The sequence below is a fragment of the Luteimonas colneyensis genome (assembly GCF_014836665.1).
Lineage (GTDB): Bacteria > Pseudomonadota > Gammaproteobacteria > Xanthomonadales > Xanthomonadaceae > Luteimonas > Luteimonas colneyensis.
The window spans coordinates 18,956-43,107 of record NZ_JACSQJ010000002.1 but is presented as its reverse complement, the minus strand read 5'-3'; the positions used below and the strand labels follow the sequence as shown (position 1 = coordinate 43,107).

Here is a 24,152-nt window from a genome sequence, read left to right as displayed (position 1 = left end):
CTTCAGTCGCGCAGCTTGAAGCCCGGCGACTCGTTGAGCGAGCCGTCGGGCTCGAGCACCGCCCAGCGTTCCCCGGTGCGGTCGAACACCACCGGGATCGGGTCCAGGAACATCGGCCGGCGCACGAACTTCAGCGTCCACTTGAACTGTTCCAGCGTCTCCAGCGCCTTGAGCTGGCCCGGCGTCAGGCCGGCGCGCAGGGCGGCGGGATCGGGTGGCGTGTCCCGGCGGCGTTCGCGTCCGTACATCGAGGATCTGACAGGTCGTGGTGCAACGCACGATGCTGCCCTGCACGCCGCAGCCGCGGCGTGAATGCGCGTGGCCACCAGCACCGGATCCGGCAGGCCGAGGGCGCGGCCGGCGCTATTCCGCCGTGGGGATGTCGACCCTGGCGCGCGCCGCCGCAGCGGCCGCGCCCGGACGCGGCGAGGTGATGCCCATCGAGAGGTAGACGCTGGTCAGCGTGTCGATGCCGATCTCGGCCGGCTTGACCCAGGCCGCGGGGACGTAGAGCAGGCCGCCGCCGACCGGGATCGGTGCGGTCGGCACCAGCACGGTCAGGTGCAGGCGGCCGTCGATCTCGATCGGCTCGGGGTTGGGCAGGAGCCCCAGCACGGCCACGCCGTCGCCGCCGAAGAAGCACCACACCGGGCTCATCGCGGCGATGTCGGCGTGCTGGCGGTCGCCGATCACCGACACGAAGCGCTCGGCCAGCGCATAGACGCTGCCCACCAGCGGGATGCGGCGCATCGTGTTCCCGACCAGGGTCTTGAACGGCGCGGTCAGGCGCGAGCGCACCAGCAGGCCCAGCAGGTAGATCAGGCCGAGCGTGAGCAGGGTGCCCAGCAGCCAGGCGACGATCGGGTTCGCCTCGAACCATTCGCCGAACACGGTGAACGAGCGCCCGAACAGGCTGCTCGGGCCGAGGAAGCGGTTGACGATGCCCACCGCCCAGCCCAGCAGCACCAGGGTGAGCACCAGCGGCAGCACCGCCAGCAGGCCGGTCAGCCAGGTGGTGACGACCGGCTGCAGGTGGCGGCGCAGCCCGACGTACTCGCTGTCGCCGCCGCGGTCGTGGCCGGGTGGCGTGATCAGTTCCACTCGAAGAGCTTGAAATAGACCGGGGACACGCCGTCGCGCTCGTTGTCGACGATGCCGTCGCCGTCGCGGTCGTAGAGGTAGTAGGTCGGGCCGCGCGAGGGTTCCACCTTGAGTGCGCGGACGCGGCCGTCGACGCGGTACTCGGTGACGACGTCGCCGTTGGCCTCGGTGCGGACGGTTTCCTCCGCGCCCTCCGGGATCCCGGCCTGGACGAGCGGATCGGCGGAGGTGGCGCAGGCGCCGAGCACGAGGGCGGCGGCAAGCGCGGGCACGAAACGGTTCATGGCGGTCTCCCTGGAGGCTGCCTGGATTATGCGCCAGCGGCCCGGCCGCAGGCGGTGAGGACGTAGAATCCGGGGCATGACACGCCTGGTCCTGATCGACGGTTCCTCCTATCTCTACCGCGCCTTCCACGCGCTGCCGCCGCTGACCAATGCCGGGGGCGAGCCCACCGGCGCGCTGTTCGGCGTGGTCAACATGCTGCGCGCGACCCTGAAGGAGCGGCCCGAGTACGTCGCCTTCGTGGTCGACGCGCCGGGGAAGACCTTCCGCGACGAGCTGTATCCCGAGTACAAGGCCAACCGCCCGGCGATGCCCGACGACCTGCGCGCGCAGGTGCAGCCGATGTGCGAGGTGGTCGAGGCCCTGGGGCTGCCGATCCTGCGCGTGCCCGGGGTCGAGGCCGACGACGTCATCGGCACGCTCGCGCTGGCCGCGGCGGCCGAGGGCATCGACGTCACCATCTCCACCGGCGACAAGGACTTCGCGCAGCTGGTGCGGCCGGGCGTGGCGCTGGTCAACACCATGAGCGGCAGCCGCACCGATTCCGACGAAGCGGTGATGGCGAAGTTCGGCGTGCGCCCGGACCAGATCGTCGACCTGCTCGCGCTGATGGGCGACGCGGTCGACAACATCATCGGCGTCGAGAAGTGCGGGCCAAAGACCGCGGCCAAGTGGCTGGGCGCCTACGACAGCCTGGACGGCGTGATCGCCGCCGCGCCGGAGATCAAGGGCAAGGTCGGCGACAACCTGCGCGCGGCGCTCGACCGGCTGCCGCTGAACCGCACCCTGGCGACGATCCGCACCGACCTCGCGCTGGACGTGGGCCCGGACCAGCTCGCGCTGCGCGAGGCGGACGTCGATGCGCTGCGCACCTTCTACACGCGCTACGGCTTCGGGCAGGCGCTGAAGGAGCTCGATGGCGGCAGCGCCAACGGCGTGGTGCCGGCGAAGTCGGCGATCGCGCGGCCGGGTGCGGGCTTCGTGGCGCCGGTGGCCGCCAGTGCCGCCGCCGGGCTCGATCCCGCCCTGGCCGAACCCGGGCGCCACGAGACCATCCTCGATGAAGCCGCGCTGCAGGCCTGGATCGCGCGCCTGCGCGCGGCGGAACGCTTCGCGCTCGACACCGAGACCGATTCGCTCGACGCCCTTCGCGCCAACCTGGTCGGCCTCAGCGTCTGCTGCGAACCCGGCCATGCGGCGTATGTGCCGCTGGCGCACGACTATCCCGGCGCGCCGGCCCAGCTCGACCGCGCCGTCGCCCTGGAGCTGCTGCGTCCGCTGCTGGAGGACCCCGCGGTACGCAAGGTCGGCCAGAACGGCAAGTACGACCTGCACGTGCTACGCCGCCACGGCGTGGCCGTGGCCGGATACGCCGACGACACGCTGCTCGAAAGCTTCGTGCTTGACTCCGGCCGCGCGCGCCACGACATGGATTCCCTGGCGCGCCGCGAGCTCGGCTACCAGGCCGTCGCCTACGCCGACGTCGCCGGCAAGGGTGCGAAGCAGATCCCGTTCTCGCAGGTGGCCATCGACGACGCCACCCGCTACGCGGCCGAGGACGCCGACGTCACCCTGCGCCTGCACCGCGTACTGTCGGCGCGCCTGGACGCCGAGCCGGACCTGCTGCCGGTGTATCGCGACATCGAGATGCCGCTGGTTGAAGTGCTGGCGCGCGTGGAGGCCAACGGGGTGCTGCTCGACGGCGACGAGCTCCGCCGCCAGGGCGCCGACCTGGGCCGGCGCATGCTGGACCTGCAGCAGCGCGCGACCGGACTTGCGGGACGGACCTTCAACCTCGATTCGCCGAAGCAGGTCTGTGCGCTGCTCTACGACGAGCTCAAGCTTCCGGCGCTGGTGAAGACGCCCAAGGGCCAGCCCTCGGCCAACGAGGAGGCGCTGGAGGCCATCGCCGACCTGCACGAGCTGCCGCGGGTGATCCTCGACTACCGCAGCCTGGCCAAGCTGCGCGGCACCTACACCGACAAGCTGCCGGAGATGGTCAATCCGGATACCGGGCGCCTGCACACCAGCTACCAGCAGGCCGGGGCGGCCACGGGGCGGCTGGCGTCGAGCGACCCCAACCTGCAGAACATCCCGATCCGCACCGAGGACGGCCGCCGCATCCGCACCGCCTTCGTGGCGCCGCCGGGGCGGAAGATCGTGGCCTGCGACTATTCGCAGATCGAGCTGCGGATCATGGCCCACCTTTCGGGCGACGCCGGCCTGGTCGCGGCCTTCGAGGCCGGCGCCGACATCCACCGGGCCACCGCGGCGGAGGTCTTCGGGCGCGCGCTGGACGAGGTCAGCGGCGACGAGCGCCGCGCCGCCAAGGCGATCAACTTCGGCCTGATGTACGGCATGGGCGCCTTCGGCCTGGCGCGCAACCTCGGCATCTCCCGCGGCGAGGCGCAGGACTACATCGCGCTGTACTTCTCGCGCTATCCCGGCGTGCGCGACTTCATGGAGCGCACGCGCGCCCAGGCGCGCGAACAAGGCTACGTCGAGACCGTCTTCGGCCGCCGCCTGTACCTGGAGTACATCAGCCGCGGCACCCAGGCCCAGCGCGCGGGCGCCGAGCGCGCGGCGATCAACGCGCCGATGCAGGGCACCGCCGCCGACATCATCAAGCGCGCGATGGTGTCCGTGGATGCGTGGCTGGCCGGGCAGGCCGGGCGCGCGCTCATGATCCTGCAGGTGCACGACGAGCTGGTGTTCGAGTGCGACGCGGACTTCGTCGACGAGCTGCTGGCCGGGGTGGTCTCGCGGATGACCGGCGCCGCCGCGCTCCGGGTGCCGCTGGTGGTCGACAGCGGCGTCGGCGACAACTGGGAACAGGCCCACTGAGGGCCTGCGCCAGCATGAACAGGGCCGGCGTGGGAGCGGTTGCGCAGGCGTCGCAGGCGCTGCGCCGGAAACGGGTAAATGCCGGCTGAACCCAACAGAAAGTTAACGGTGATCTTCACGAACCATCCATGTTCACGGTGGTCATATAGGTCGCGACAGATGCAAGGTCTGTCGCAGATCACTCCCCTCCCCTGGAGATGATCGACCCCGGAACGACGGCTTCTCCCCGAGCCCCGTTCTCCAGCCCCGCCGGCCCCCCCTGCCTGCGGGGCTTTTTACTGCCCGATGCAATCGTATGCATCCGCCGCGCGTGGGGCGGGACGCTACTCTCGGCTGTCCTGCCCACGGACGCCCCGATGACCGCACCTGCCCCGCTGTTGACCATCTTCGGCGCCACCGGCGACCTGGCGAAGCGGATGCTGCTGCCGTCGCTGTTCGGGCTGCAGCGCGACGGGCTGCTGCCGCCAGGGCTGCGCATCCTGGGCACTGCGCGCAGCGGGCTCGACGACGCCGGCTTCCGGGCCATGGTCGCGGAGGCCGTCGCCTCGCAGGTGCCGGCCGCCGAGCGCGACCAGACCGCGCTCGAGGCCCTGCTGGACCGGATCGGCTACCAGCCCGCCGCCCTCGACCACGCCGAAGGCCTGGCGGAGCTCGCCGCGGCGGTCGCCGCCCGCCGCGATGGTGACGTGGTCTACCACCTGAGCACCGCGCCGCACTGGTACGCGCCGGTCTGCGAGGCGCTGGGCGCCCATGGCCTCGCCGGCGCGGGCACCCGCGTGCTGCTCGAGAAGCCGATCGGCCACGACCTGCCCAGCGCGATCGCGATCAACGACGCGGTCGCGCGCGTGTTCGCCGAGGACCAGGTGTTCCGCGTCGACCATTACCTTGGCAAGGAAGGCGTGCAGAACCTGATCGCGCTGCGCTTCGGCAACGCGCTGTTCGAGCCGCTGTGGAATGCGCGCCACATCGCGCAGGTGCAGGTGACGGTGGCCGAGACCGTCGGCGTCGAGGGGCGCGGCGAGTACTACGACGGCTCGGGCGCGATGCGCGACATGCTGCAGAACCACCTGCTGCAGCTGTTGTGCCTGGTGGCGATGGAGCCGCCCTCGCAGTTCGAGCCCACGGCGCTGCGCAACGAAAAGATGAAGGTGCTGCGCTCGCTGCGTCCGATCGGGCGCGCCGAGGTGGAGGCCGACAGCGTCGCCGGGCAGTACGTCGCCGGTGCCATCGGCGGGCGGGCGGTGCCCGGCTACCTGGAGGAGCTCGGACACGCCAGCGACACCGAGACCTTCGTGGCGCTGCGCGCACGGGTCGACAACTGGCGCTGGAAGGGCGTGCCCTTCTACCTGCGCACCGGCAAGCGCCTCCCGCGCCGCAGCACCGAGATCTACATCGAATTCCGCGACGTGCCGCACTCGATCTTCGACCATGGCCAGGCGCGGCTGCAGCCGAACGCGCTGGTGATCCAGCTGCAGCCCGAAGAGCGGATCGCGCTGCGGCTGATGACCAAGACCCCGGGGCTGGACCGCGCCGGCCTGCAGATGTCGCAGGTGGCGCTGGACCTGGACATGCAGGAGGAGTTCGCCGCGCACCGCCGGCGCCCCGCCTACGAGCGCCTGTACCTGGATGCCATCGAGGGCAACGGCACCCTGTTCGTGCGCCGCGACGAGACCGAAGCCGCCTGGGCCTGGGTCGACGCCATCCGCGAAGGCTGGCACCAGGCCGGGATGCAGCCGCGCACCTATCCCGCCGGCACCTGGGGGCCGGGCCGCGCCGTCACCCTGGCCGAACGCCACGGCCACGCCTGGCGTGAGTGAGGGCGGGATGGGCTGGATCCTGCACGCGCACTCCGACGGTGGACGGCTGGCCGGGGCCTCGCTGGCACACGCCCGGGCGCTGCTGGCCGCGAATCCGCAACCCTTCGACGCGGTGCTGCTGGGCATGGGCATGGGCATGGGCGGGGACGGGCACTTCGCGTCGCTGTTCCCCGGTGCCGCGAACCTGGACGAAGACTTCGACCCGGCGCTGGACGCATGTCGCATCGATCCCGTTCCGCTGCCGCCGGAAGCGCCGTATCCGCGCATCAGCCTGACCCTGCCGCGCCTGCTGCGCACGCGCACACTGCTGCTTGCCGTCACCGGCGCGGGCAAGCGTGCCGTGCTGGAAGAGGCCATGGCCGGCGCCGACCCGCGGCGCCGGCCGGTGGCGGCCCTCCTGCACGCCCGCGGCGCGCAGCTGCACGTACATTGGAGCCCGTGATGAGCCTGCACCCGACCGTCGAGCGCGTCACCGCGCGCATCATCGAACGCAGCCGCGCCAGCCGTGCCGAATACCTGCGGCGCATGGACGACGCGCGCGGCGCCGGTCCCGCGCGCATGCGGCTGTCCTGCGGCAACCTCGCGCACGGCTTCGCGGCCGCGGGCGAGGACAAGTCGGTGCTGCGCGCGGGACACGCCGGCAACATCGGCATCGTCACCGCCTACAACGACATGCTCTCCGCGCACCAGCCCTTCGAACACTACCCGGCGCTGGTGCGCATGGCCGCGCGCCACGCCGGTGGCAGCGCCCAGGTGGCCGGCGGCGTGCCGGCGATGTGCGACGGCGTGACCCAGGGCCGCGCCGGCATGGAGCTGAGCCTGTTCTCGCGCGACACCATCGCGCTCGCCACCGCGGTGGCGCTGTCGCACGACATGTTCGACGCGGCCCTGCTGATGGGCGTGTGCGACAAGATCGTGCCGGGGCTGCTGATCGGCGCGCTGTCCTTCGGCCACCTGCCGGTGCTCTTCGTGCCGGCGGGGCCCATGCCGTCGGGGCTGCCAAACAGGGAGAAGGCCGCGGTGCGCCAGCGCTACGCCGAGGGCAAGGCCAGCCGCGAGGAACTCCTCGACGCCGAGGCGCGCAGCTACCACGCGCCCGGCACCTGCACCTTCTACGGCACCGCGAACTCCAACCAGATGATGATGGAGGTGATGGGCCTGCACATGCCGGGCACCGCCTTCGTCAATCCGGGCACGCCGCTGCGCGACGCGCTCACCGTCGCGGCGACCGAGCAGGCGCTGCGGATCAGCGCGCTGGCCGGCGATGCCACGGACGATGCCGATGCGCCGGGCTATCGGCCGCTGGCGCGGACGGTGGACGAGAAGGCGATCGTCAATGCGATGGTCGGGCTGGCGGCGACCGGCGGTTCGACCAACCACGCCATCCACCTGGTGGCGATGGCGCGCGCGGCGGGCATCGTGATCGACTGGGATGACCTGGATGCGCTGTCGCGGGTCACCCCGTTGCTGGCGCGGATCTATCCGAACGGCGGCGCGGACGTGAACCACTTCCACGCCGCCGGCGGCATGGGCTTCGCGATCCGCGAGCTGCTGGACGCCGGCCTGCTGCATCCCGACATCGCCTGCGTGCACGGCGGCGACCTGCGCCGGCAGATGCTGGAGCCCTGGCTCGACGACCTCGCGCTGCGCTGGCGCCAGCCGCCGCCGGCGTCGCTGGATCCGGACGTGCTGCGCGGCGTCGCGGCGCCGTTCGACAGCGAGGGCGGGCTGCGGCGGCTGGACGGCAACCTCGGCCGCGCGATCGTGAAGGTCTCGGCGGTGGCGCCGGAGCACCGCGCGATCACCGCGCCGGCGAAGGTATTCGAATCGCAGGATGCGGTGCTGGCCGCCTTCGCCGCGGGCGCGCTGGAGGGCGACTTCGTCGCGGTCGTGCGCGGCCAGGGCCCGCGCGCCAACGGCATGCCCGAGCTGCACAAACTCACGCCGACACTGGGCGTGCTGCAGGACCGGGGCCAGCGCATCGCGCTGCTGACCGACGGGCGCATGTCCGGCGCCTCGGGAAAGGTGCTGGCGGCGATCCACGTGACGCCGGAGGCGGCGGCCGGTGGTGCCATCGCGCGCCTTCGCGATGGCGACCTGGTGCACATCGACGCCGAGGCCGGCGCGCTCGACGTGCGCGTGGACGAGGACGAATGGCAGGCGCGGGTGCCGGTGTCCGCGCGTGGCGAGGGCAGCCACTCCGGCATGGGCCGCGAGCTGTTCGCGCTGATGCGCAGGCAGGCGGGCACGGCGGAGGAGGGCGCCTGCAGCCTGTTTGCGGTGGATGCGGTGGATGCCCGGGCCGGGGAAGGAGCAGCGCGATGATGCAGGCAGCGGCCGGTACAGGCAGCGAAAGCAGAGCCACGGCGCAGGCCGGCATCGGTGCCACCGCGGCCGGCTCCGGTGCCGACCTTGCGCTGATCGCCGACATCGGCGGCACCAACGCGCGCTTCGCCCTGTGCGATCCGTCCGCGCGCGTGCCGGAGCTGCTGGAGCCGCGCTCGCTGCGCAACGCCGGGTTCGCCAGCCTGCAGCACGCCGCGGAGCACTACCTGGCCGAGGTCGGCGCGCGGCCGCGGCGGGCGGCGATCGCGCTGGCCTGCCCGGTCGGCGGCGACGAGATCCGCCTGACCAACCGCGCCTGGTCCTTCAACCGCCACGAGCTGCGCGCCTCGCTGGGCCTGGACGAGCTGCGCCTGCTCAACGATTTCGGCGCCATCGCGCACGCCGTACCCGCGCTGGCAGCGGACGAGCGTGTGGTGCTGCATGGCCAGGACCACGCGCTGGAGCGCGGGCCGATCAGCGTGCTCGGGCCCGGCACCGGCTTCGGCGTCGGCCTGCTCGCGGGCAGCGCCGCGCAGGGCTGGACGGTGGTGGAGACCGAGGGTGGCCACGTCAGCTTCGCGCCGCTGGGTGACGAGGAGCGCGCGCTCGCCGACTGGGCGATCGCGCGCCATGGCCGCGCCTCCTGGGAGCGGCTGCTGTCGGGCAGCGGCCTGGCCGCGATCGACGCGGTGCTGCGCGAACGCGAAGGTGGGCCGCCGGGCCCGATGCGCGACCCCGCCGACGTAGTGGCCGCGGCGCTCGACGGCCATGACGTGGTCGCGCGCCGCGCGCTGGCGCGCTTCTGCGCGATCCTCGGCAGCGTCGCCGGGGACGTTGCGCTGGTGCACGGCGCGCGCAGCGTGGTGATCGCCGGCGGCATCGTGCCGCGCTTCCTGCCCTTCCTGCGCGCGAGCGCCTTCCGCGAGCGCTTCCTGGCCAAGGGCCGCTTCGCCGCCTGGCTGGAGCCGGTGTCGGTGCAGGTCGCCATCCATCCCAATCCCGGCCTGCTGGGCGCGGCGGTGGCGCTGCGCGGCGGGGAGGGTGCGCCATGAGCCTGTGGACGCCCGATGCCCGCGCCGAGCGCGTGGACGCCCTGCTGTCGCGTGCACCGGTGCTGCCGGTGCTGGCGATCGAACACCTGGAGGACGCGGTGCCGCTGGCGCGCGCGCTGGTCGACGCCGGCCTGCCGGTGCTGGAGGTGACCCTGCGCACGGCGGTGGCGCTGGATGCGGTGGCGCGAATCGTGGTCGAGGTGCCGGACGCCGTGGTCGGCGTCGGCACGGTGCTGCGTCCGGAGGACCTCGCGGCGGCGGACACCGCACGCGCGGCCTTCGCCATTTCCCCGGGCGCGACCGACGCGCTCTATGCGGCCGCGGACACCGCGTGCATTCCCTGGATTCCCGCCGTGGCCAGCGCCAGCGACATCATGCGCGGCCTCGGGCATGGCCATCGGCGTTTCAAGTTTTTTCCCGCGGCGTCCTCGGGCGGCACCGGCGCGCTGCGCGCGTTCGGCGGCCCCTTTCCCCAGGTGCGCTTCTGCCCCACCGGGGGCATCGACGCGGGCAGCGCGCCGGACTACCTCGCGCTGCGGAACGTCGTCACCGTGGGCGGCTCGTGGATGGTGCCGGCCGCGGCGCTGCAGGCCCGCGACTGGGCGGCCATCGGCCGGCTTGCGCGCGAGGCTGCGATGCTGGCAGGGAGCGTCGCCCGGTAGCACGCAGGTCCTGCGCGGATCCGCCCGGCCGTCGTGCCGGCTCCGTCAAGGCCGCAAGCCTGCCGGGCTGCCGGACGCCCTGCTTCAGGCCGCCTGTGCCGCCGGCGCACGCAGCGCCATCACCCGGCTGAGCCCCCACATCACCACCACCGTCGACACCAGGGTGATGAACATCAGGTGGATGTAGTGCAGCGGGGTCCAGGCGAAGGTGAAGAGCGCATACAGCGCCACGCCGAACAGCAGCCCGGCCCGCACCGCGCGCGGATCGATGCGGGTGAAGAAGATCGCCACCACGAAGGCCGCCAGCACCGGCATCGAGTACAGGCCGTTGAGCTGCTGCAGCATGGCGATGATGCTCTCGGCGTTCTGGAACACCGGCACCATCGCCAGCGCGACCAGGCTGAACAGCACCGTCACCCGCTGGCCGATGCGCTTCACGTCCGCATCCGGATTTACCGTTGCCAGGTGGATGTCGCAGGTGTAGAGCGCCGCGGCGGAGTTGAGGCAGGAGTTGAAGCTCGACAGCACGGCACCGGTGATCATCGCCGCGAAGGCGCCCGACAGCGCGGGCGGCAGCACGTCGCCGACCAGGCGGCCATAGGCCACGTCGCCGACGTCGCCATAGAGTTTGTAGGCGATCACGCCCGGGAAGATCACGATCAGCGGGGTCAGCAGCTTCAGGCCCGCCGCCGCGTAGATGCCCTTCTGCGCCTCGCGCACCGAGCGTGCCGCGAGCGCGCGCTGGGCGATCACCATGTTGGTGCCCCAGTAGAAGACGTGGATGAAGAGCATGCCGGTGAGCAGCGTCGTCCACGGGATGTCGGAGTCGGCCGCGCCGACCAGGGTCCAGCGCTCGGCGGGAATGCCCGAGAGGTCCCAGTCGACCGCGGCCAGCGCGAACACCGTCACCGCCAGGCCCATCACCAGCAGGCCGACGCCGTTCCAGGTGTCGGAGATGGCGATCGCGCGCAGCCCGCCGAAGGCCGCGTAGGCCAGGCCGCCGGCGGCGAACAGCGCCGAGATCGCCAGGATCGACATCTCGAGGTTGAACATCGACTTCATGAACACCGCGCCGGTGTACAGCACCACCGGCAGCAGGATGAACATGTAGCCGAGCATGAACAGCACCGAGACCGCGCGCCGCAGCGCGGGATCGCCAAGCCGACGTTCCAGCAGCTCGGTGGTGGTGGTGCACCTGTAGCGGTAGTACATCGGCACCAGCACGTGCGCCAGCACCAGCAGGCCCGCCGCGGCGCCGAATTCCCACCAGGCCAGCAGCATGGACTGGCCGCCGTTCATGCCGACGATCTGCTCTGCGCTGATGTTGGTCAGCAGCAGCGAGCCCGCGATCAAGGGCCAGGACAGGGTGCCGCCGGCGAGGAAGTAGTCGCGCGCGGCGTCGGTGCCGCGCGGCTCACGCCGGCAGCGCCACCAGGTGAGCACGGCCACCAGCGCGGTGAGGACCAGGAACACCGCGACCTGGACGAGGTTCGATTCCATCGTGTTCTCCTGCGGCCACGCGGGCGTGGTGGCCATGGCCCGGAACGGAAGACCCCTGCCGGCCCGCACGGGGTCGGCAGGGGCCGGGGTCACGCGGTGCCTGCGCTCAGAACCTGTAGTTCAGGCCCAGCAGGTAGGTGCGGCCGAACTCGAAGTACTGGTGCGGACGCTCGTCGAGGCCATCGCTGATGGTGCGGTAGGGCTCGTTCTCGAGGTTGTTGACCTGCAGCAGCAGCGCCAGGTTCTCGAGCGGACCCGACTGGAACGTGTAGCCAAGCTGCACGTCGGTCACGCCTTCGCCGGCGAAGAACACCTTGGTGCGGTCGCCGCCGGCGCCCTGGACCTCGCCCAGGAAATCCGAGCGGCGGCGATGGCTGACGCGCGCCGAGAACCCGAAGCGCTCGTAGTAGGCGGTGACGTTGGAGACGTACTTCGACAGGCCCGGCAGCGGCTCGGTGGTGCCGGGACCCAGCGGCTCGATCTCGCTGTCGGTGTCGGAATAGCTGGCGACCACGCCGAAGCCCTCGAGCGGTGCCCACAGCAGGTCCAGCGGCATCGACACGGCGACCTCGAAGCCCTTGAGCGTCCCGCCTTCGCCGTTCATCGGCTGCGAGTACTCGCCTTCCCACCAGCCGTCCGGAAGGCCCGGCGGCAGCAGGCCGGCGGGCAGCGGCAGCTGGCGGTAGTCGAACTCGGTGGTCTGGTTGTAGATGTAGGTCTTCAGGTCCTTGTGGAAGTAGGCGAGGCTCACATAGCCCTTGCCGCCGAAGTACTTCTCGTAGGAGATGTCGAAGGCGTCGGCCAGCCACGGATCCAGCTCGGGATTGCCGCCGCTGCCGCTGAGGATGCCGCGCTGCGTGTCGAAGCCGTAGCCGGCGTTCGCGCGTAGGTCGTCCATGCGCGGCCGCGCCATCTGCCGCGCCGCACCGAAGCGGACGACCTGCTCGGCCGGCAGCTCGAAGGACAGGTTGAGGCTCGGCAGCACCTCGGTGATGCTGCTGCCGCGCCTGGCCTCCTCGGTCAGGGCCACGCCCTGGAACGTCGCGATGCCGGTCGAGGCCTGGTCGGCATTGACCACCTGCACGCCGACGTTGCCGCGCACGGGCACCGAGCCCATGTCGAAGTCGATGTTGGCCTGCACGTAGAAGGTCGCGATCTCCTCCTCGACCTCCCAGTTCTTGTTGGAGATGTCGGCGTGGTCCTTGGTCCAGAGATGGAACACGCCGCCGTTGAACATGCCCAGGGCGTCGAGGCCCAGCACGCCGGGCAGGCCGAACTGGCCGAAGGACGTGTTGGTGACGTACTGGCCGGGGATCACGCCCTCGACGTTGTCGGTGCAGGCCGCGGTGAGGCACAGCGTCGCCTCGCTCGACGCACGGCTCTTGGTGCGGTCGGTGAGGTTGGCGCCGAAGGCGAGGCTGCTGATGAAGCCGGTGTCGAAGGTCCTGGTGGCGTCCAGGCGCACCGAGGCCAGCGCGTCCTTGACCCGGAAGTCCTTCAGGTAGCCGGCCTGCGCGCGCTCGCCGCCCCAGCCGCCCGGGTCGTACATGCGCAGCCCCGACGGGTCGGTGTAGTCGCGGCCGAGGGTGAAGTCGAAGTAGCCCGCGGGGTTGTAGACCAGGTCCACCGTGTCGCGACCCTGGTCGGCCGGTCCGGCGTAGATCTCCAGCAGGCGCTCGTCGCGCCTGGCCGAGGAGTGGCCGATGTCCGCGCTCACCGTCCAGTCGTCGCTGACCTTGAGCTCCTGGTTCCAGCCGATCGCGAACAGGCTGTCGTCGGCGGCGTTGTAGTCGTTGCGCACCACGATCGGCTTGACGTTGGTCCAGTGCGCCTCGGTCATGGTGTTGTTGGCGTTGCGGGTGCCGCCGATGAGCGTGGAGCCGTTGCCCCAGACCAGGCCCATCTGCAGGCCGCGCTTGGACTCCTCCTTGTCGAACTGCGAGTAGAAGACGTCCAGCGTGGAGTGGTAGCGGTCGTTGGGCCTGAACTCGAGCACGCCCATCAGGCCGTCGCGCTGGTTGTCACCCTCGATCAGGTGCATGTTGGCGCCGCCGAGCACGCCGTTGTCGTAGCCCCAGGACTCGTACTGGCGGCCCTGCGTCGGGTTGTCCATGCGCGCGTAGCCGATCGCGACGCCGATGGTGTCGTCGGCGAACTGGTCGATGTAGGAGGCGCTGAAGCGGCTGCCCCATTCGTCGCTGTCGCCCAGGCGGTTCATGTCGCCGCGGGCGTTGAGCGCGACCGCGCGCTCGCCGAAGGCCAGCGGGCGCACCGTGCGCAGGTCGACGGTGCCCGAGAGGCCCTGGCCGACCAGCTGGGCGTCCGGGGTCTTGTAGACCATGACCTGGCTGATCAGCTCCGACGGGTACTGGTCGAACTCGACGCCGCGGTTGTTGCCCAGGCTGACCTGCTCGCGGCCGTTGAGCAGCGTGGTGGAGAAGTCGCCGGCGAAGCCGCGGATGTTGATCTCCTGCGGTCGGTTGCCGAAGCGCTGCGCGGTCAGGCCGGGCAGGCGCGCCAGCGAGTCGGCGATCGACATGTCGGGCAGCTTGCCGATGTCCTCCGCCGAGATCGACTCGACGATGGAGGTGGAGGTGCGCTTGGCGTCGATCGCGTCCTCGATGCCGCGGCGGATGCCGGTCACCTGCACGCGGTCGAGGGTCACCGCGTCGGCGTCTTCCTGCGCGGGCGTATCCGCGGCCACCGTCTGCGCGCTGGCGCCGTGCGCGGCCAGGGTCAACACGGAGGCCAGCGCGGCACTCAGCAGGTTCCGTTCGAGTCTCAGCATGTCAGTCCCCATTCCATTCACGGCGATGCGCCTGGAGGCCCCTCCTCCGGCATGGGTCGATGGTAGGGCTGCGGTGGCCGACAGGCCCTGCGTTGCAAACGTATTCATGGCGCTGCACTGCAGCACGCGGTCGCCGATGTCATGCGCTGTGGAATAGTGGCTGCGGACGCATGCCTGCGACCGGGGCGTGCCAGGGCTGGACAATGGGGGCGCGGGATGCCGCAGTGGTTTCGACAAGCGGTGCTGGCGCTGGCCGCCACTATCCCCGTCGGCACGGCCGTTGGCGAAGGCCTGGGGCCGCTGCACGTGCCGTCGCCGGACTGGCGCGACCAGGTGATGTACTTCGCGATGATCGACCGCTTCGACGACGGCGATCCATCGAACAACGACCAGGGCATCGGCGAATACGACCCGACCGACCCGAGCCGCTACAGCGGCGGCGACCTGGCGGGGCTCGCGCGCCGCATCGACTACATCCAGGGAATGGGCGCGACCGCACTGTGGATCACGCCGCCCGTGGCCAACCAGTGGCTCAACCCCGGCGCCGGCTACTCGGGCTACCACGGCTACTGGGCCGAGGACTTCGACCGCATCGATGCCCACTACGGCACGCTCGACGACTACCGGCAGCTGTCGCGCAGGCTGCACGGCGCCGGCATGTACCTGGTGCAGGACGTGGTGGTGAACCACGTCGGCGACTGGCTGCAGTGCGTGGCGTCCGCCGATGGCAATGACGTGGCTGATGGCGTGGAGCCACGCGCGGCTGATCCCGCGCGCGACTGCCGCGTGCGCCGCGACCCGCGCGGGCGCAGCGCGCCGGTGCAGGCGCCCTTCGACCGCAACGACCCGGCCGATCCCGCGCATCGCGACGCATCGGCCTACCACTGGACGCCTGACATCGCGGACTTCACCGACCGTCGCCAGGAGCTGGAGTTCGCGCTCGCCGGCCTCGACGACCTCGACACGGAGAATCCGCAGGTCCGGCGCGCGCTGCGTGCGAGCTACGGCCGCTGGATCCACGAGGCGGGCGTGGATGGCTTCCGCGTCGATACCGCCTTCCACGTGCAGGAGGACTTCTTCGCCGACTTCCTGCATGCCGACGATGCGGAAGCGCCGGGCATCGAGCGGGTGGCGCGCGCGACTGGGCGCGCGGACTTCCTGTCCTTCGGCGAAGGCTTCGGCAGCGATCGGCCCTACGGCGACGCGCAGGCATGCAAGCTCGAAGCCTACGTGCGCACGCCCGGCGGCCTGCCGTCGATGATCAACTTCCCGCTCTACGGCACCTTCGGCGACGTGTTCGCGCGCGGCAGGCCGACGGCCGAGCTCGGGCACCGCATCGAATCGATCATGTCCATCCACCGCGATCCGCACCGGATGCCGAGCTTCATCGACAACCACGACGTCGACCGCTTCCTTGCCGGCGGCAGCGAGCCCGCACTGCGCCAGGCGCTGCTGGCGATGCTGACCCTGCCGGGCATCCCGGTGATCTGGCAGGGCACCGGGCAGGGTTTCACCGCGCAGCGCAGGGCGATGTTCGCCGGCGGCTTCGACAGCGGCGGACGCGATCATTTCGACGTCGACGCACCGCTGTACCGCTACCTGCAGCGGGCGATCGCCCTGCGCCGCGGGCATCGACTGTTCTCGCGCGGCACGCCGACCGTGCTGGCCTCGAACGCCGCGGCCGCGGGTGCGATCGCCTGGCGCATGCAGCACGAGGGCGAGGCGGCGCTGGTGGTACTCAACACCGCGGAGGTGCCGGTGCTGCTCGACAACCTCGCGCCGGGCGTCACCGCAGGAGCGCGCCTGGAGGGTCTGTTCGCGATCGAGGGCGCGCCCGGGGCGGTGGTCGCCGACGCTGCCGGCAGGCTCACGCTGGTGCTGCCGCCGCGCAGCGGGCAGGTGTGGGCACTTCCGGCGGACGCGGTGATCCACGCGGATGGTGCAGCGTCGCTGCCTGCCACGCGCGCGGCGATGGGCATTTCGCAGGACGCGGCAACGGATGCCACGGAGGACCCCGCGCTCGACATCGAGCCGCTGCCGGCGCCGGTGCAGAGCGGCGACTTCACCGTGCATGGTCAGGCGCCGCCCCACGGTCGCGTCCACGTCGTGGTGGATGGCGATCTCGCGTCCGCACAGGAGGTGACTGCCGACGCGACCGGCCGCTGGTCCGCCCTCGTGCGCACCGGCGGCATGATCGATCCGGAGGCGCCGCACCGCGTGGTCGCCTTCGATCCGCGCACGCGTCAGGCATCGGTGGCACGCGGCTTCCGCGTCGAGCACGACTGGCGGCTGCTGGCCGACGTCGAGGATCCGCGCGGCGACGATGCCGGCCCGGAAGGACGCTACGTCTATCCAACCGCCGGTGCCTGGAGCAGCCTGCGGCCCGCCGACATCCTGCGCGTGCGCGCCTGGGGCGCCGGCGGCGCGCTGCGCGTGGAGCTGACGATGCGCGCGCTGAGCCAGGCCTGGAACCCGGCCAACGGCTTCGACCATGTCGCGATCACCGGTTACCTGCAGCTGCCCGGACGCGACGGCGGTGAAACGGTGATGCCGCTGCAGAACGCGACCCTGCCCGACGGCATGCGCTGGCACTACCGGATGCGGAGCCATGGCTGGTCGAACCTGCTCGGCAGCGCCGCGGGCGCGGACGCGGTGGACGAAGGCGCCACGGTCATGCCGGCGCCGGACATCGCCGTGGATACCGCCGCGGGCACGCTGACCTTCACCGTTCCGGCCACCGCGATCGGCCAGCCGGCGACGCTGCAGGGTGCGAAGCTCCACGTCACCACCTGGGACTATGACGCCGGCTATCGCCCGCTGCGCCCGGAGGCGGGTGCGCATGCCTTCGGTGGCGGTGATGGTGCGGTCGATCCGCTGGTGATGGATGCGGTCCAGCTCACGCTGGGCGTCGACTAGGGGCGCGAGCGGTCCCGCGTCGTTCCTGCCGACTACCGTGCGACGAAGCGCACGGCCTGCCCGCCGCCCGCGGCCAGGCGCAGGCGCAGCGCATCGGTGTCGACGTCCAGGTGCTCGCGTACGAACTCGAAGGGCGCATCGCGCCAGTGCGCACCGTCACCATCGCGGTACACCTGCGCGGTGTAGCGGCGGCCGGGTTCGAGGAAGGACAGCGGCACCTCGAGCAGCCGACCGTGCTCGTCGGTGATCGCGCCCAGGTACCAGTCTTCGCTGTTGCGGTCGCGCCGCGCGACCACGACGAAGTCGCCGACCTCGCCGGCGAGCACGCGGCTCTCCGCCCAGTCGGCCGGAACATCGCGGATGAACCGGAAGGCTTCGTCATGCTTCGCGTAGTGCTCCGGCAGGTCGGCCGCCATCTGCAGCGGGCTGTAGAGCACCACGTACAGCGCCAGCTGCTTGGCCAGCGTGGTTTCGATCGGCTGGCCGCGTCCCTGCAGGCTGAGGATGCCCGGGGTGAAATCCATCGGGCCTGAGAGCATGCGGGTGAAGAACAGGTTGGCCTCGTGCTCCGGCGGGTTCGGCGGCTGGCCCCAGGCGGCGTATTCCATGCCGCGCGCGCCCTCGCGCGTGACCCAGTTCGGATACGTGCGGCGCAGGCCGGTGTCCTTGATCGGCTCGTGGGTGTTGATGGCGATGCGGTGGCGCGCGGCCGCTTCGACCACGCGCAGGTGGTGGTTCGAACTCCACTGCCCGTCGTGCCATTCGCGGGCGATGCCGCCGTCGTCCAGGCGACGCTCCATGCCGCCGGCGTCGCAGACGTAGCCGGTCTTGACCGCGTCGATGCCCAGGCGCGCGTTCATCGCGAAGGCGGCTTCCATCTGGTCTTCGTAGTGGCTGGCGGCGCAGCCGGTCTCGTGGTGGCCGACGAGGTGCACGCCGCGCTCGCGGCCGTAGGCGGACAGCGCCTCGATGTCGAAGTCCGGCGTGGCGCGGGTGAAATCGAAGCCGTAGCCGTTGCCGAACCACTGCCCGTCCCAGCCCGGGTTCCAGCCTTCCACCAGCACGCCGCGCAGGCCGCTGTCGGCGGCGAAGTCGATGTAGCGCTTCGTGTTGGCGGTGGTGGCGCCGTGGTTCGGGCCGGTCGCCCAGGTCTCGGTTTCCAGGTGCAGCGACCACCAGATTCCGGCGTACTTGGCGGGCGTGAACCAGCTGGTGTCGCCCAGGCGGTTGGGCTCGTTCAGGTTGAGGATCAGGTTGGAGGATGCGTAGAGCGCGGCCGCGCTGTCGGCAATCTGCACGGTGCGCCAGGGCGTGCGGAAGGGCAGGCTGCGCTTCACCTTCCAGCCCTCCGAGGCCGGCGCAAGCTGCGCGCGCAGGCGGCTGCCCTCGACGCGGCGCAGCCACATCCCCGAGTAGTCCACCAGCGCCGCTTCGTGGAAGGCCAGGTGCAGTCCGTCGGCGGTACGCAGGGTGATGGGCGTGTGCGCCATCGTGACTTCGGTGAGCGGCGTGCGGCTGTAGAGGTATTCGTAGCGGTTCCACTCGCCGGCGGGGATCCACCATGCGGTGGGCGGCGGGCTGCCCTCGGGCTGGTGAATGGCGAACTCGGTGAGTTCGTCGTCGATGATCCACTCCGATGCCGATGCCGATGCCGATGCCGATGCCGCGGGGCCCGCCGGCGCGTGCACCTCGTAGCGGAATCCCAGGCCGTCGTCGAACACGCGCACGACCACGTCGAAGCTGCGGCCGGGAACGATGGTTTCGGTGAAGGAGGCGCGCAGCTCGTTGTGGTGGTCGCGCACGAAGCGGTTCTCGCCCCAGGGCTGTTCCCAGGTGGTGTCCACGCGGCGGGTCGCCTGTGCGGACAGCGCGAGGTTGCGTTCGAGCTTGCCGCTGCCGCGCAGCATGAAGCCCAGCGCCGAGGTGTCGATCACCGGCTCGCCCAGGCGCTGCACGCGGTAGCCGAGGCGGCCTTCGTGCAGGTCGAGTTCAAAGCGCAGGACCTTGCCGGGGGACTCGACGCTGGCGACGGTTTCGGCGTGGGCGGCGCATGCCGCGGCGCACAGCGCGAGTGCCGGGATGAGCAGGCGGAGGCGAAGGCGCATCTGGCGGATTCCTTGTGGTGGGCGCGCGGGGCGATCGTGGCGGCGGCTTTTCGCGGCTCCGGTCGCGGCCATGGCCGCCCCTACCGGGGTGGCGCTTCGACGACGTAGACGAGGGCGGTTCGCGGCGGAACGATGAAGCGGCCGGAGACGGCGTCGTAGGCGGCGGACTCGCGCGGACGCGGATCGGCGGCGTCCGCGGCGCGATGCACCGGGTGCAGCGCGAACGCGCGGCCGGCCAGTTCCGGGATCTCCAGCACCTGCGCCTCCGGCGAAGCGTTGACGAGGTACAGCAGCTCGGCGAAGCCCGCGTCCGGGTAGCCGCGCCCGTCCAGGTGACCGGCGACCACCACCGGGTTCTGCGCCGGACCGACGTTCTGGAAGCGCAGCCGCGCGCGCACCTCGTCGGCGCGGCGCAGGCGGAACAGGCTGGAGCTCGAGCGGATGCGCAGCAGGTCGCGGAAGGCGTCGCGGGTGAAGGCGACCTGCTCCGGCTCCGGACGGATGGCGGCATCGGCCAGCAGTGGACGCATCAGCGCCCAGTCGCCGGCGTTGTCCGGCGCGGGCGGCAGGCCGCGGCCGAATCCGGTGTCGGTGCCGCTCCAGTCCAGGCGGTTGAACCAGTCGCCGGAGTCGTAGCTGTTGCGGTCCAGCGACTTCGAGCGCAGCAGCTCGATGCCGGCGTGGAAGTAGGCGATGCCCTGGCTGAAGGCGTTCAGCGCCAGCGCCAGCACCTGCACGCGCGCGCGGTCCCCGGCGCTGGTGTCGGCCGGAAGCTTGAAGACGTTGATGTCGAACAGGGTCTGGTTGTCGTGGTTCTCGACGTAGTTCACGACCTCGCCGGGCTGCGCCGCGTAGCCCGCGGGCTGCCCTTTGTAGTCCAGCCGCGATAGCGGAATGGTCGCGCCGCTGGCGTCGACAAGCTCGTAGTCGGCCAGCGTGCCGGCCAGCCCCGCGCGAACGAGGTCGGCGGCGTGCAGCAGGGCGCCGCGGCCGTGGTCATGGTCTTCGCCCAGGGCTTCGAGTGCGGCTCCGGTCGCGGCGGTCACCGCGCTGGGCGCGTAGTGCAGCCCGTTCACCCAGCCCTGTACGAACAGCGCCCCGCCCGCATCCGAGGGCCCGCCGCCGCGGATCGCGTCGCGCGCACGGTCGCTGAACGTGCCGATGCCCGTCCCGCCGAGCGAGCGCTGCGAGGCCTGCACGAAACGCGCGCCGCCGGCGACCTCGCCGAAATCCCAGCCTTCGCCGATCAGCTGCACGCGGCGTCCCGCGGCGGCGTCCACGCGCGCCTGCAGTCGCTCCATCGCTTCGCGCGGCTGGTGGCCCATCAGGTCGAAGCGGAAGGAGTCGATGCGGTAGTGGCGCACCCAGTGCGCGGCCGAATCGATCATCAGCTTCGCCATCATCATGTGCTCGGTGGCGGTGTTGTCGCAGCAGGTCGAGCGCTCCACCGCACCATGGGCGTCGAGGCGGTGGTAGTAGCCGGGCACGATGCGGTCGAGCACCGAGCGCGGATCCTGGCCCGAGGCGCTGGTGTGGTTGTAGACCACGTCCATGCCCACGCGCAGTCCGGCGGCGTGCAGCGCCTGCACCATCGCACGCAGCTCGCGCACGCGTACCGCGCCGTCGGCGGCATCGCTGGCGAAGCTGCCTTCGGGCGCATTGAAATGGAAGGGGTCGTAGCCCCAGTTGAAGCAGTCGTTCGCGGCGACGGCCATGACCGCGGCCTGCTGGGCGTCGGAATCGGGCGCAGCGTCGGGCAACGTCGGCTCGACGCACACGGTCTCCGGCACGGTGGCGAGGTCGAACACCGGCAGCAGGTGCACGTCGGTCAGGCCGGCTTCGGCGAGCGCACGCAGGTGGCGGATGCCGGCCGAGCCCGGATCGGTGAAGGCGAGGTACCTGCCGCGGTTCGCCACGTCCACGCCCGGATCGTCGCGCGAGAAGTCACGCACGTGCAGCTCATGGATGACCATGTCGGTCTGCGCGTCCAGCGGTGCCGGGCGCGGCGCATCGTCCCAACCGGCCGGCTTCAGCGCCGTGGCATCGAGGTCGACGACGACGCTGCGCCGTGAATCCGCGGTCAGCGTGGCCGAGTAGGGATCAGTCACCCGGTTGCGCACCACGCCGGTGCCGGGCACGAAGACGTCGACGAGGTAGCGGTAGGCCTGGCCGGAGAGGTCCCCCGGAAGTCGTGCCGACCAGGCGCCGGTGGCCTCGTCGAGCTGCATGGCGACGATGGACGAGGCGTCCAAGGCGCCGTCGGGATACAGGCACAGCGCGACCCGCTGCGCGGTCGGCGCCCAGAGCCGGAAGCCGGTGGCGTCGGCGGCTGGATACGCGCCGAAATCATCGATGGCCCCGGCGGTGGCGTAGAGATCGTCGAGCGCGCCGGGCAGCTGCAGCGCGGTGGCATCGAGCACCCGGCCCGCGGCGTCCTCGCGCACCAGCACGAGCTGGCCGCGGAGCAGCGCGGGCAGGCGCGCCACGTCGGCCGGCGGCAGGGCGAACACCGGTCCGGCGCCGATGAAGCGGAAGCGCTCCGCAAGCGTGGACGGCAGCGACGCGGCGTACGGCGCGAGGACAATCGCCTCGTCGGCACCCGTCACCGGCTGGCCGGGGAGGGCCTGCAGCTGGCCCTCGCGGGAGTGGAGAAGCCGGTAGCGCGTGCCTGCGTCATCTCCGGACGTGGCTGCCGGCATGCCCGGCCAGGCGATCAGGCTGCGGTCGAGCCAGTACGCGCGGGCGTCGGGCTGCGGGCTGGCCACCCCGTCCGCAGAGGCGGCACCCTGGCTGCCCTGGTTGGCTGGCGCAGCGCCAGGCCATGCATGCAGCGTGGTGGCGAACGCCGGGCCATTGCACTCCGCAATCGCTGCGTCCTGCGTCGGCGGAACGGCTGCACCGAAGCCCGCGGGAGCCGTGGACGCGAATGCGGTGGCGAGGGCCGACGCCATCGGTGCGGCGACCGCCGCCGCGCCCAGGCTACCCGTGGTGATCGCCGCCAGCAGCGCGGCGCGCATCGCCGTGATCCCGATCCCAGCGCTCCGCATCCGCATGCCGTCGTCTCCTCAGTCGAGCGCGGCGAAGAACACTCCGCGCGCGGGCAGTTCCAGGGTGCCGCCGTCGGGCTGCGCAGTCGGCAGGCCGTGGCCGTCGATCACGCGCGGCGTGCCGATATCCGGCAGCGTCCAGCCCACTGCCGCGTCCGACAGGTTGAAGGCCACCAGCAGGCGTTGGCCCTCGAACTCGCGCACGAAGGCCAGCACCGGCTCGGGGGCATCGACGAAGGCGATCGCGCCGCGCAGCAGCGCCGGCTGCGTGCGCCGCCAGTGCAGGAAGCGGCGGCTGGCGTTGAGCGTCGAGGCCGGGTCGGCGTCCTGCCGCGACATCGCCAGCGCGCGGTGCGCGTCGGGGATCGGCAGCCAGGGCGCAACGCTGCCGAAGCCGGCATCGTCCGCATCGCTGTCCCAGGGCATCGGCGTGCGGCAGCCGTCGCGGCCCTTGAACCTGGGCCAGAAGGCCTTGCCGTAGGGATCCTGCAGCGCATCGAAGGGCACGTCGGCCTCGGGGAGCCCGAGCTCTTCGCCCTGGTACAGGCAGACCGAGCCGCGCAGCGAGCACACCAGTGCCACCAGCTGCGGCGCCAGCGCCGGCGACGGATCAGCGCCGCCCCAGCGCGTCACCGCGCGCACCACGTCGTGGTTGGACACCGCCCAGCACGGCCAGCCGCCCTGCATGCGCGATTCGAGGTCCTCGACCGTGCGCCGGATGTAGGCGGCGCTGGAATCCTCGACCAGCAGCTCGAAGCTGTAGCCCATGTGCAGGCGGGTGTCGGTAACGTACTCCGCCATCGTGCCCAGCGAGTCCTCCGACGAGATCTCGCCGAGCGTGGTCGCGCCCGGGTAGCGGTCGAACAGCGCCCGCAGCTCCTCCATCAGCGCGAGGTTCTCGGGCTGCGTGTTGTTGTAGTGGTGGTACTGGTAGGCGTAGGGGTTGTCGGCGCTGAAGCCGCGGCCCTGGCGCAGGTGCGCGGGCTTGGGCGGGTTGTCGCGCAGCCGGGCGTCGTGGAAGCAGAAGTTGATCGAATCCAGGCGCATGCCGTCGACGCCGCGCTCGAGCCAGAACTCCAGGTTCGCCAGCGCCGCCGCGCGCACGTCCGCGTTGTGGAAGTTCAGCTGCGGCTGCGAGGACAGGAAGTTGTGCAGGTAGTACTGCTCGCGCCGCGGCTCCCAGGTCCAGGCGCCGCCACCGAACAGCGACAGCCAGTTGTTGGGCGGCGTGCCGTCGGGCTTCGGGTCGGCCCAGACGAACCAGTCCGCGCGCGGATTGCTCCGGTCCTGGCGGCTCTCGGCGAACCACGGGTGTTCGATCGAACAGTGGCTGAGCACCTGGTCGATCATCACCTTGATGCCCAGCGCGTGCGCCTTGGCCAGAAGCCGGTCGAAGTCGTCCAGCGTGCCGAACATCGGATCGACGTCGCGGAAGTCGGCGATGTCGTAGCCAAAGTCCGCCATCGGCGACCTGAAGAAGGGCGAGACCCAGATCGCCTCCGCCCCCAGGCTGGCGACGTGGTCGAGGCGCGCGATGATGCCCGGCAGGTCGCCGATGCCGTCGCCGTTGCTGTCCATGAAGCTGCGCGGGTAGATCTGGTAGATCACCGCGCCGCGCCACCAGTCCGCCGCCTTCGAAACCGCCGTCGACATCGTGTCCCCATTGCTCGCCGCAAACGCCGGGGCACTATTCCATGGCCGCCGCGCGGCATG

Annotated in this window: 15 protein-coding genes; 7 read left to right on the top strand and 8 right to left on the bottom strand. The window is 71.5% G+C overall.

Features of this window, described 5'->3' with window-relative positions; all coding sequences use genetic code 11:
• Nucleotides 1–2 precede the first annotated feature (2 nt).
• The 3 genes from H9645_RS04285 to H9645_RS04275 form a co-directional block, all read right to left on the bottom strand.
• Entirely contained in the window at nucleotides 3–248 is a 246-nt protein-coding gene (locus H9645_RS04285) for a hypothetical protein (protein WP_191728510.1), read from the bottom strand.
• Between the two features lie 115 nt (nucleotides 249–363).
• The gene (locus H9645_RS04280) at nucleotides 364–1,101 is read right to left on the bottom strand and encodes a DUF502 domain-containing protein (RefSeq protein ID WP_318240490.1); all 738 of its coding nucleotides are present in this window, start codon (nucleotides 1,099–1,101) and stop codon (nucleotides 364–366) included.
• The gene (locus H9645_RS04275; RefSeq protein ID WP_191728509.1) at nucleotides 1,092–1,385 is read right to left on the bottom strand and encodes a DUF2782 domain-containing protein; all 294 of its coding nucleotides are present in this window, start codon (nucleotides 1,383–1,385) and stop codon (nucleotides 1,092–1,094) included. Before H9645_RS04275 ends, H9645_RS04280 begins: the two co-directional genes overlap by 10 nt.
• Nucleotides 1,386–1,461: 76 nt before the next feature.
• Here H9645_RS04275 and polA point away from each other — a divergent pair, with 76 nt between their 5' ends.
• From polA to eda, 6 genes are all read left to right on the top strand, one after another.
• Complete coding sequence (gene polA, locus H9645_RS04270) at nucleotides 1,462–4,227, top strand: DNA polymerase I (protein ID WP_191728508.1); 2,766 nt, start codon at nucleotides 1,462–1,464, stop codon at nucleotides 4,225–4,227.
• Between the two features lie 356 nt (nucleotides 4,228–4,583).
• Nucleotides 4,584–6,044: a glucose-6-phosphate dehydrogenase gene (zwf, locus tag H9645_RS04265; RefSeq protein ID WP_191728507.1), complete on the top strand. Its 1,461-nt coding sequence runs from the start codon at nucleotides 4,584–4,586 to the stop codon at nucleotides 6,042–6,044.
• The gene (locus tag H9645_RS04260; protein ID WP_191728506.1) at nucleotides 6,037–6,486 is read left to right on the top strand and encodes a 6-phosphogluconolactonase; all 450 of its coding nucleotides are present in this window, start codon (nucleotides 6,037–6,039) and stop codon (nucleotides 6,484–6,486) included. The genes zwf and H9645_RS04260 overlap by 8 nt, the downstream gene beginning before the upstream one ends.
• Nucleotides 6,486–8,369, top strand: a complete 1,884-nt coding sequence (gene edd, locus H9645_RS04255) for a phosphogluconate dehydratase (protein ID WP_191728505.1) — start codon at nucleotides 6,486–6,488, stop codon at nucleotides 8,367–8,369. Before H9645_RS04260 ends, edd begins: the two co-directional genes overlap by 1 nt.
• A complete protein-coding gene (gene glk, locus H9645_RS04250; RefSeq protein ID WP_191728504.1) occupies nucleotides 8,366–9,421 on the top strand; it encodes a glucokinase in 1,056 nt (351 codons plus the stop codon). The genes edd and glk overlap by 4 nt, the downstream gene beginning before the upstream one ends.
• Nucleotides 9,418–10,083, top strand: a complete 666-nt coding sequence (gene eda / locus H9645_RS04245) for a bifunctional 4-hydroxy-2-oxoglutarate aldolase/2-dehydro-3-deoxy-phosphogluconate aldolase (RefSeq protein ID WP_191728503.1) — start codon at nucleotides 9,418–9,420, stop codon at nucleotides 10,081–10,083. The genes glk and eda overlap by 4 nt, the downstream gene beginning before the upstream one ends.
• Before the next feature lie 84 nt (nucleotides 10,084–10,167).
• Here eda and H9645_RS04240 read toward each other — a convergent pair whose 3' ends face one another.
• Both H9645_RS04240 and H9645_RS04235 read right to left on the bottom strand, forming a co-directional pair.
• On the bottom strand, nucleotides 10,168–11,583 hold the full coding sequence (locus H9645_RS04240; protein ID WP_191728502.1) for a solute:sodium symporter family transporter: 1,416 nt from the start codon (nucleotides 11,581–11,583) through the stop codon (nucleotides 10,168–10,170).
• 106 nt (nucleotides 11,584–11,689) lie between these two features.
• Entirely contained in the window at nucleotides 11,690–14,371 is a 2,682-nt protein-coding gene (locus tag H9645_RS04235; protein ID WP_191728501.1) for a TonB-dependent receptor, read from the bottom strand.
• Nucleotides 14,372–14,587: 216 nt separating this feature from the next.
• Between H9645_RS04235 and H9645_RS04230 the strand changes: the two genes are divergently transcribed.
• Nucleotides 14,588–17,287, top strand: coding sequence for an alpha-amylase family glycosyl hydrolase (locus tag H9645_RS04230; RefSeq protein ID WP_191728500.1), 2,700 nt, complete (start codon nucleotides 14,588–14,590; stop codon nucleotides 17,285–17,287).
• Nucleotides 17,288–17,319: 32 nt separating this feature from the next.
• Here H9645_RS04230 and H9645_RS04225 read toward each other — a convergent pair whose 3' ends face one another.
• The 3 genes from H9645_RS04225 to H9645_RS04215 all read right to left on the bottom strand — a co-directional run bounded on the left by H9645_RS04225 (nucleotide 17,320) and on the right by H9645_RS04215 (nucleotide 24,092).
• Nucleotides 17,320–19,392 carry a glycoside hydrolase family 97 protein gene (locus tag H9645_RS04225; RefSeq protein WP_191728499.1) on the bottom strand — a complete coding sequence of 691 codons (2,073 nt, stop codon included), beginning with the start codon at nucleotides 19,390–19,392 and terminating at the stop codon, nucleotides 17,320–17,322.
• Between the two features lie 80 nt (nucleotides 19,393–19,472).
• Nucleotides 19,473–22,409: an alpha-1,6-glucosidase domain-containing protein gene (locus tag H9645_RS04220; protein ID WP_225218010.1), complete on the bottom strand. Its 2,937-nt coding sequence runs from the start codon at nucleotides 22,407–22,409 to the stop codon at nucleotides 19,473–19,475.
• A gap of 48 nt (nucleotides 22,410–22,457) precedes the next feature.
• Nucleotides 22,458–24,092, bottom strand: a complete 1,635-nt coding sequence (locus H9645_RS04215; protein ID WP_191728498.1) for an alpha-glucosidase family protein — start codon at nucleotides 24,090–24,092, stop codon at nucleotides 22,458–22,460.
• Between the last annotated feature and the right edge of the window lie 60 nt (nucleotides 24,093–24,152).

Bases quoted from the DNA above. Each gene is read 5' to 3' on its own strand.
- H9645_RS04285 (WP_191728510.1), bottom strand. From the start codon at position 248: ATGTACGGACGCGAACGCCGCCGGGACACGCCACCCGATCCCGCCGCC.
- edd (WP_191728505.1), top strand. From the start codon at position 6,486: ATGAGCCTGCACCCGACCGTCGAGCGCGTCACCGCGCGCATCATCGAA.
- H9645_RS04230 (WP_191728500.1), top strand. From the start codon at position 14,588: ATGCCGCAGTGGTTTCGACAAGCGGTGCTGGCGCTGGCCGCCACTATC.
- H9645_RS04235 (WP_191728501.1), bottom strand. From the start codon at position 14,371: ATGCTGAGACTCGAACGGAACCTGCTGAGTGCCGCGCTGGCCTCCGTG.
- eda (WP_191728503.1), top strand. From the start codon at position 9,418: ATGAGCCTGTGGACGCCCGATGCCCGCGCCGAGCGCGTGGACGCCCTG.
- H9645_RS04220 (WP_225218010.1), bottom strand. From the start codon at position 22,409: ATGCGCGCCGCGCTGCTGGCGGCGATCACCACGGGTAGCCTGGGCGCG.
- H9645_RS04240 (WP_191728502.1), bottom strand. From the start codon at position 11,583: ATGGAATCGAACCTCGTCCAGGTCGCGGTGTTCCTGGTCCTCACCGCG.
- zwf (WP_191728507.1), top strand. From the start codon at position 4,584: ATGACCGCACCTGCCCCGCTGTTGACCATCTTCGGCGCCACCGGCGAC.
- glk (WP_191728504.1), top strand. From the start codon at position 8,366: ATGATGCAGGCAGCGGCCGGTACAGGCAGCGAAAGCAGAGCCACGGCG.
- H9645_RS04215 (WP_191728498.1), bottom strand. From the start codon at position 24,092: ATGTCGACGGCGGTTTCGAAGGCGGCGGACTGGTGGCGCGGCGCGGTG.
- polA (WP_191728508.1), top strand. From the start codon at position 1,462: ATGACACGCCTGGTCCTGATCGACGGTTCCTCCTATCTCTACCGCGCC.
- H9645_RS04275 (WP_191728509.1), bottom strand. From the start codon at position 1,385: ATGAACCGTTTCGTGCCCGCGCTTGCCGCCGCCCTCGTGCTCGGCGCC.
- H9645_RS04225 (WP_191728499.1), bottom strand. From the start codon at position 19,392: ATGCGCCTTCGCCTCCGCCTGCTCATCCCGGCACTCGCGCTGTGCGCC.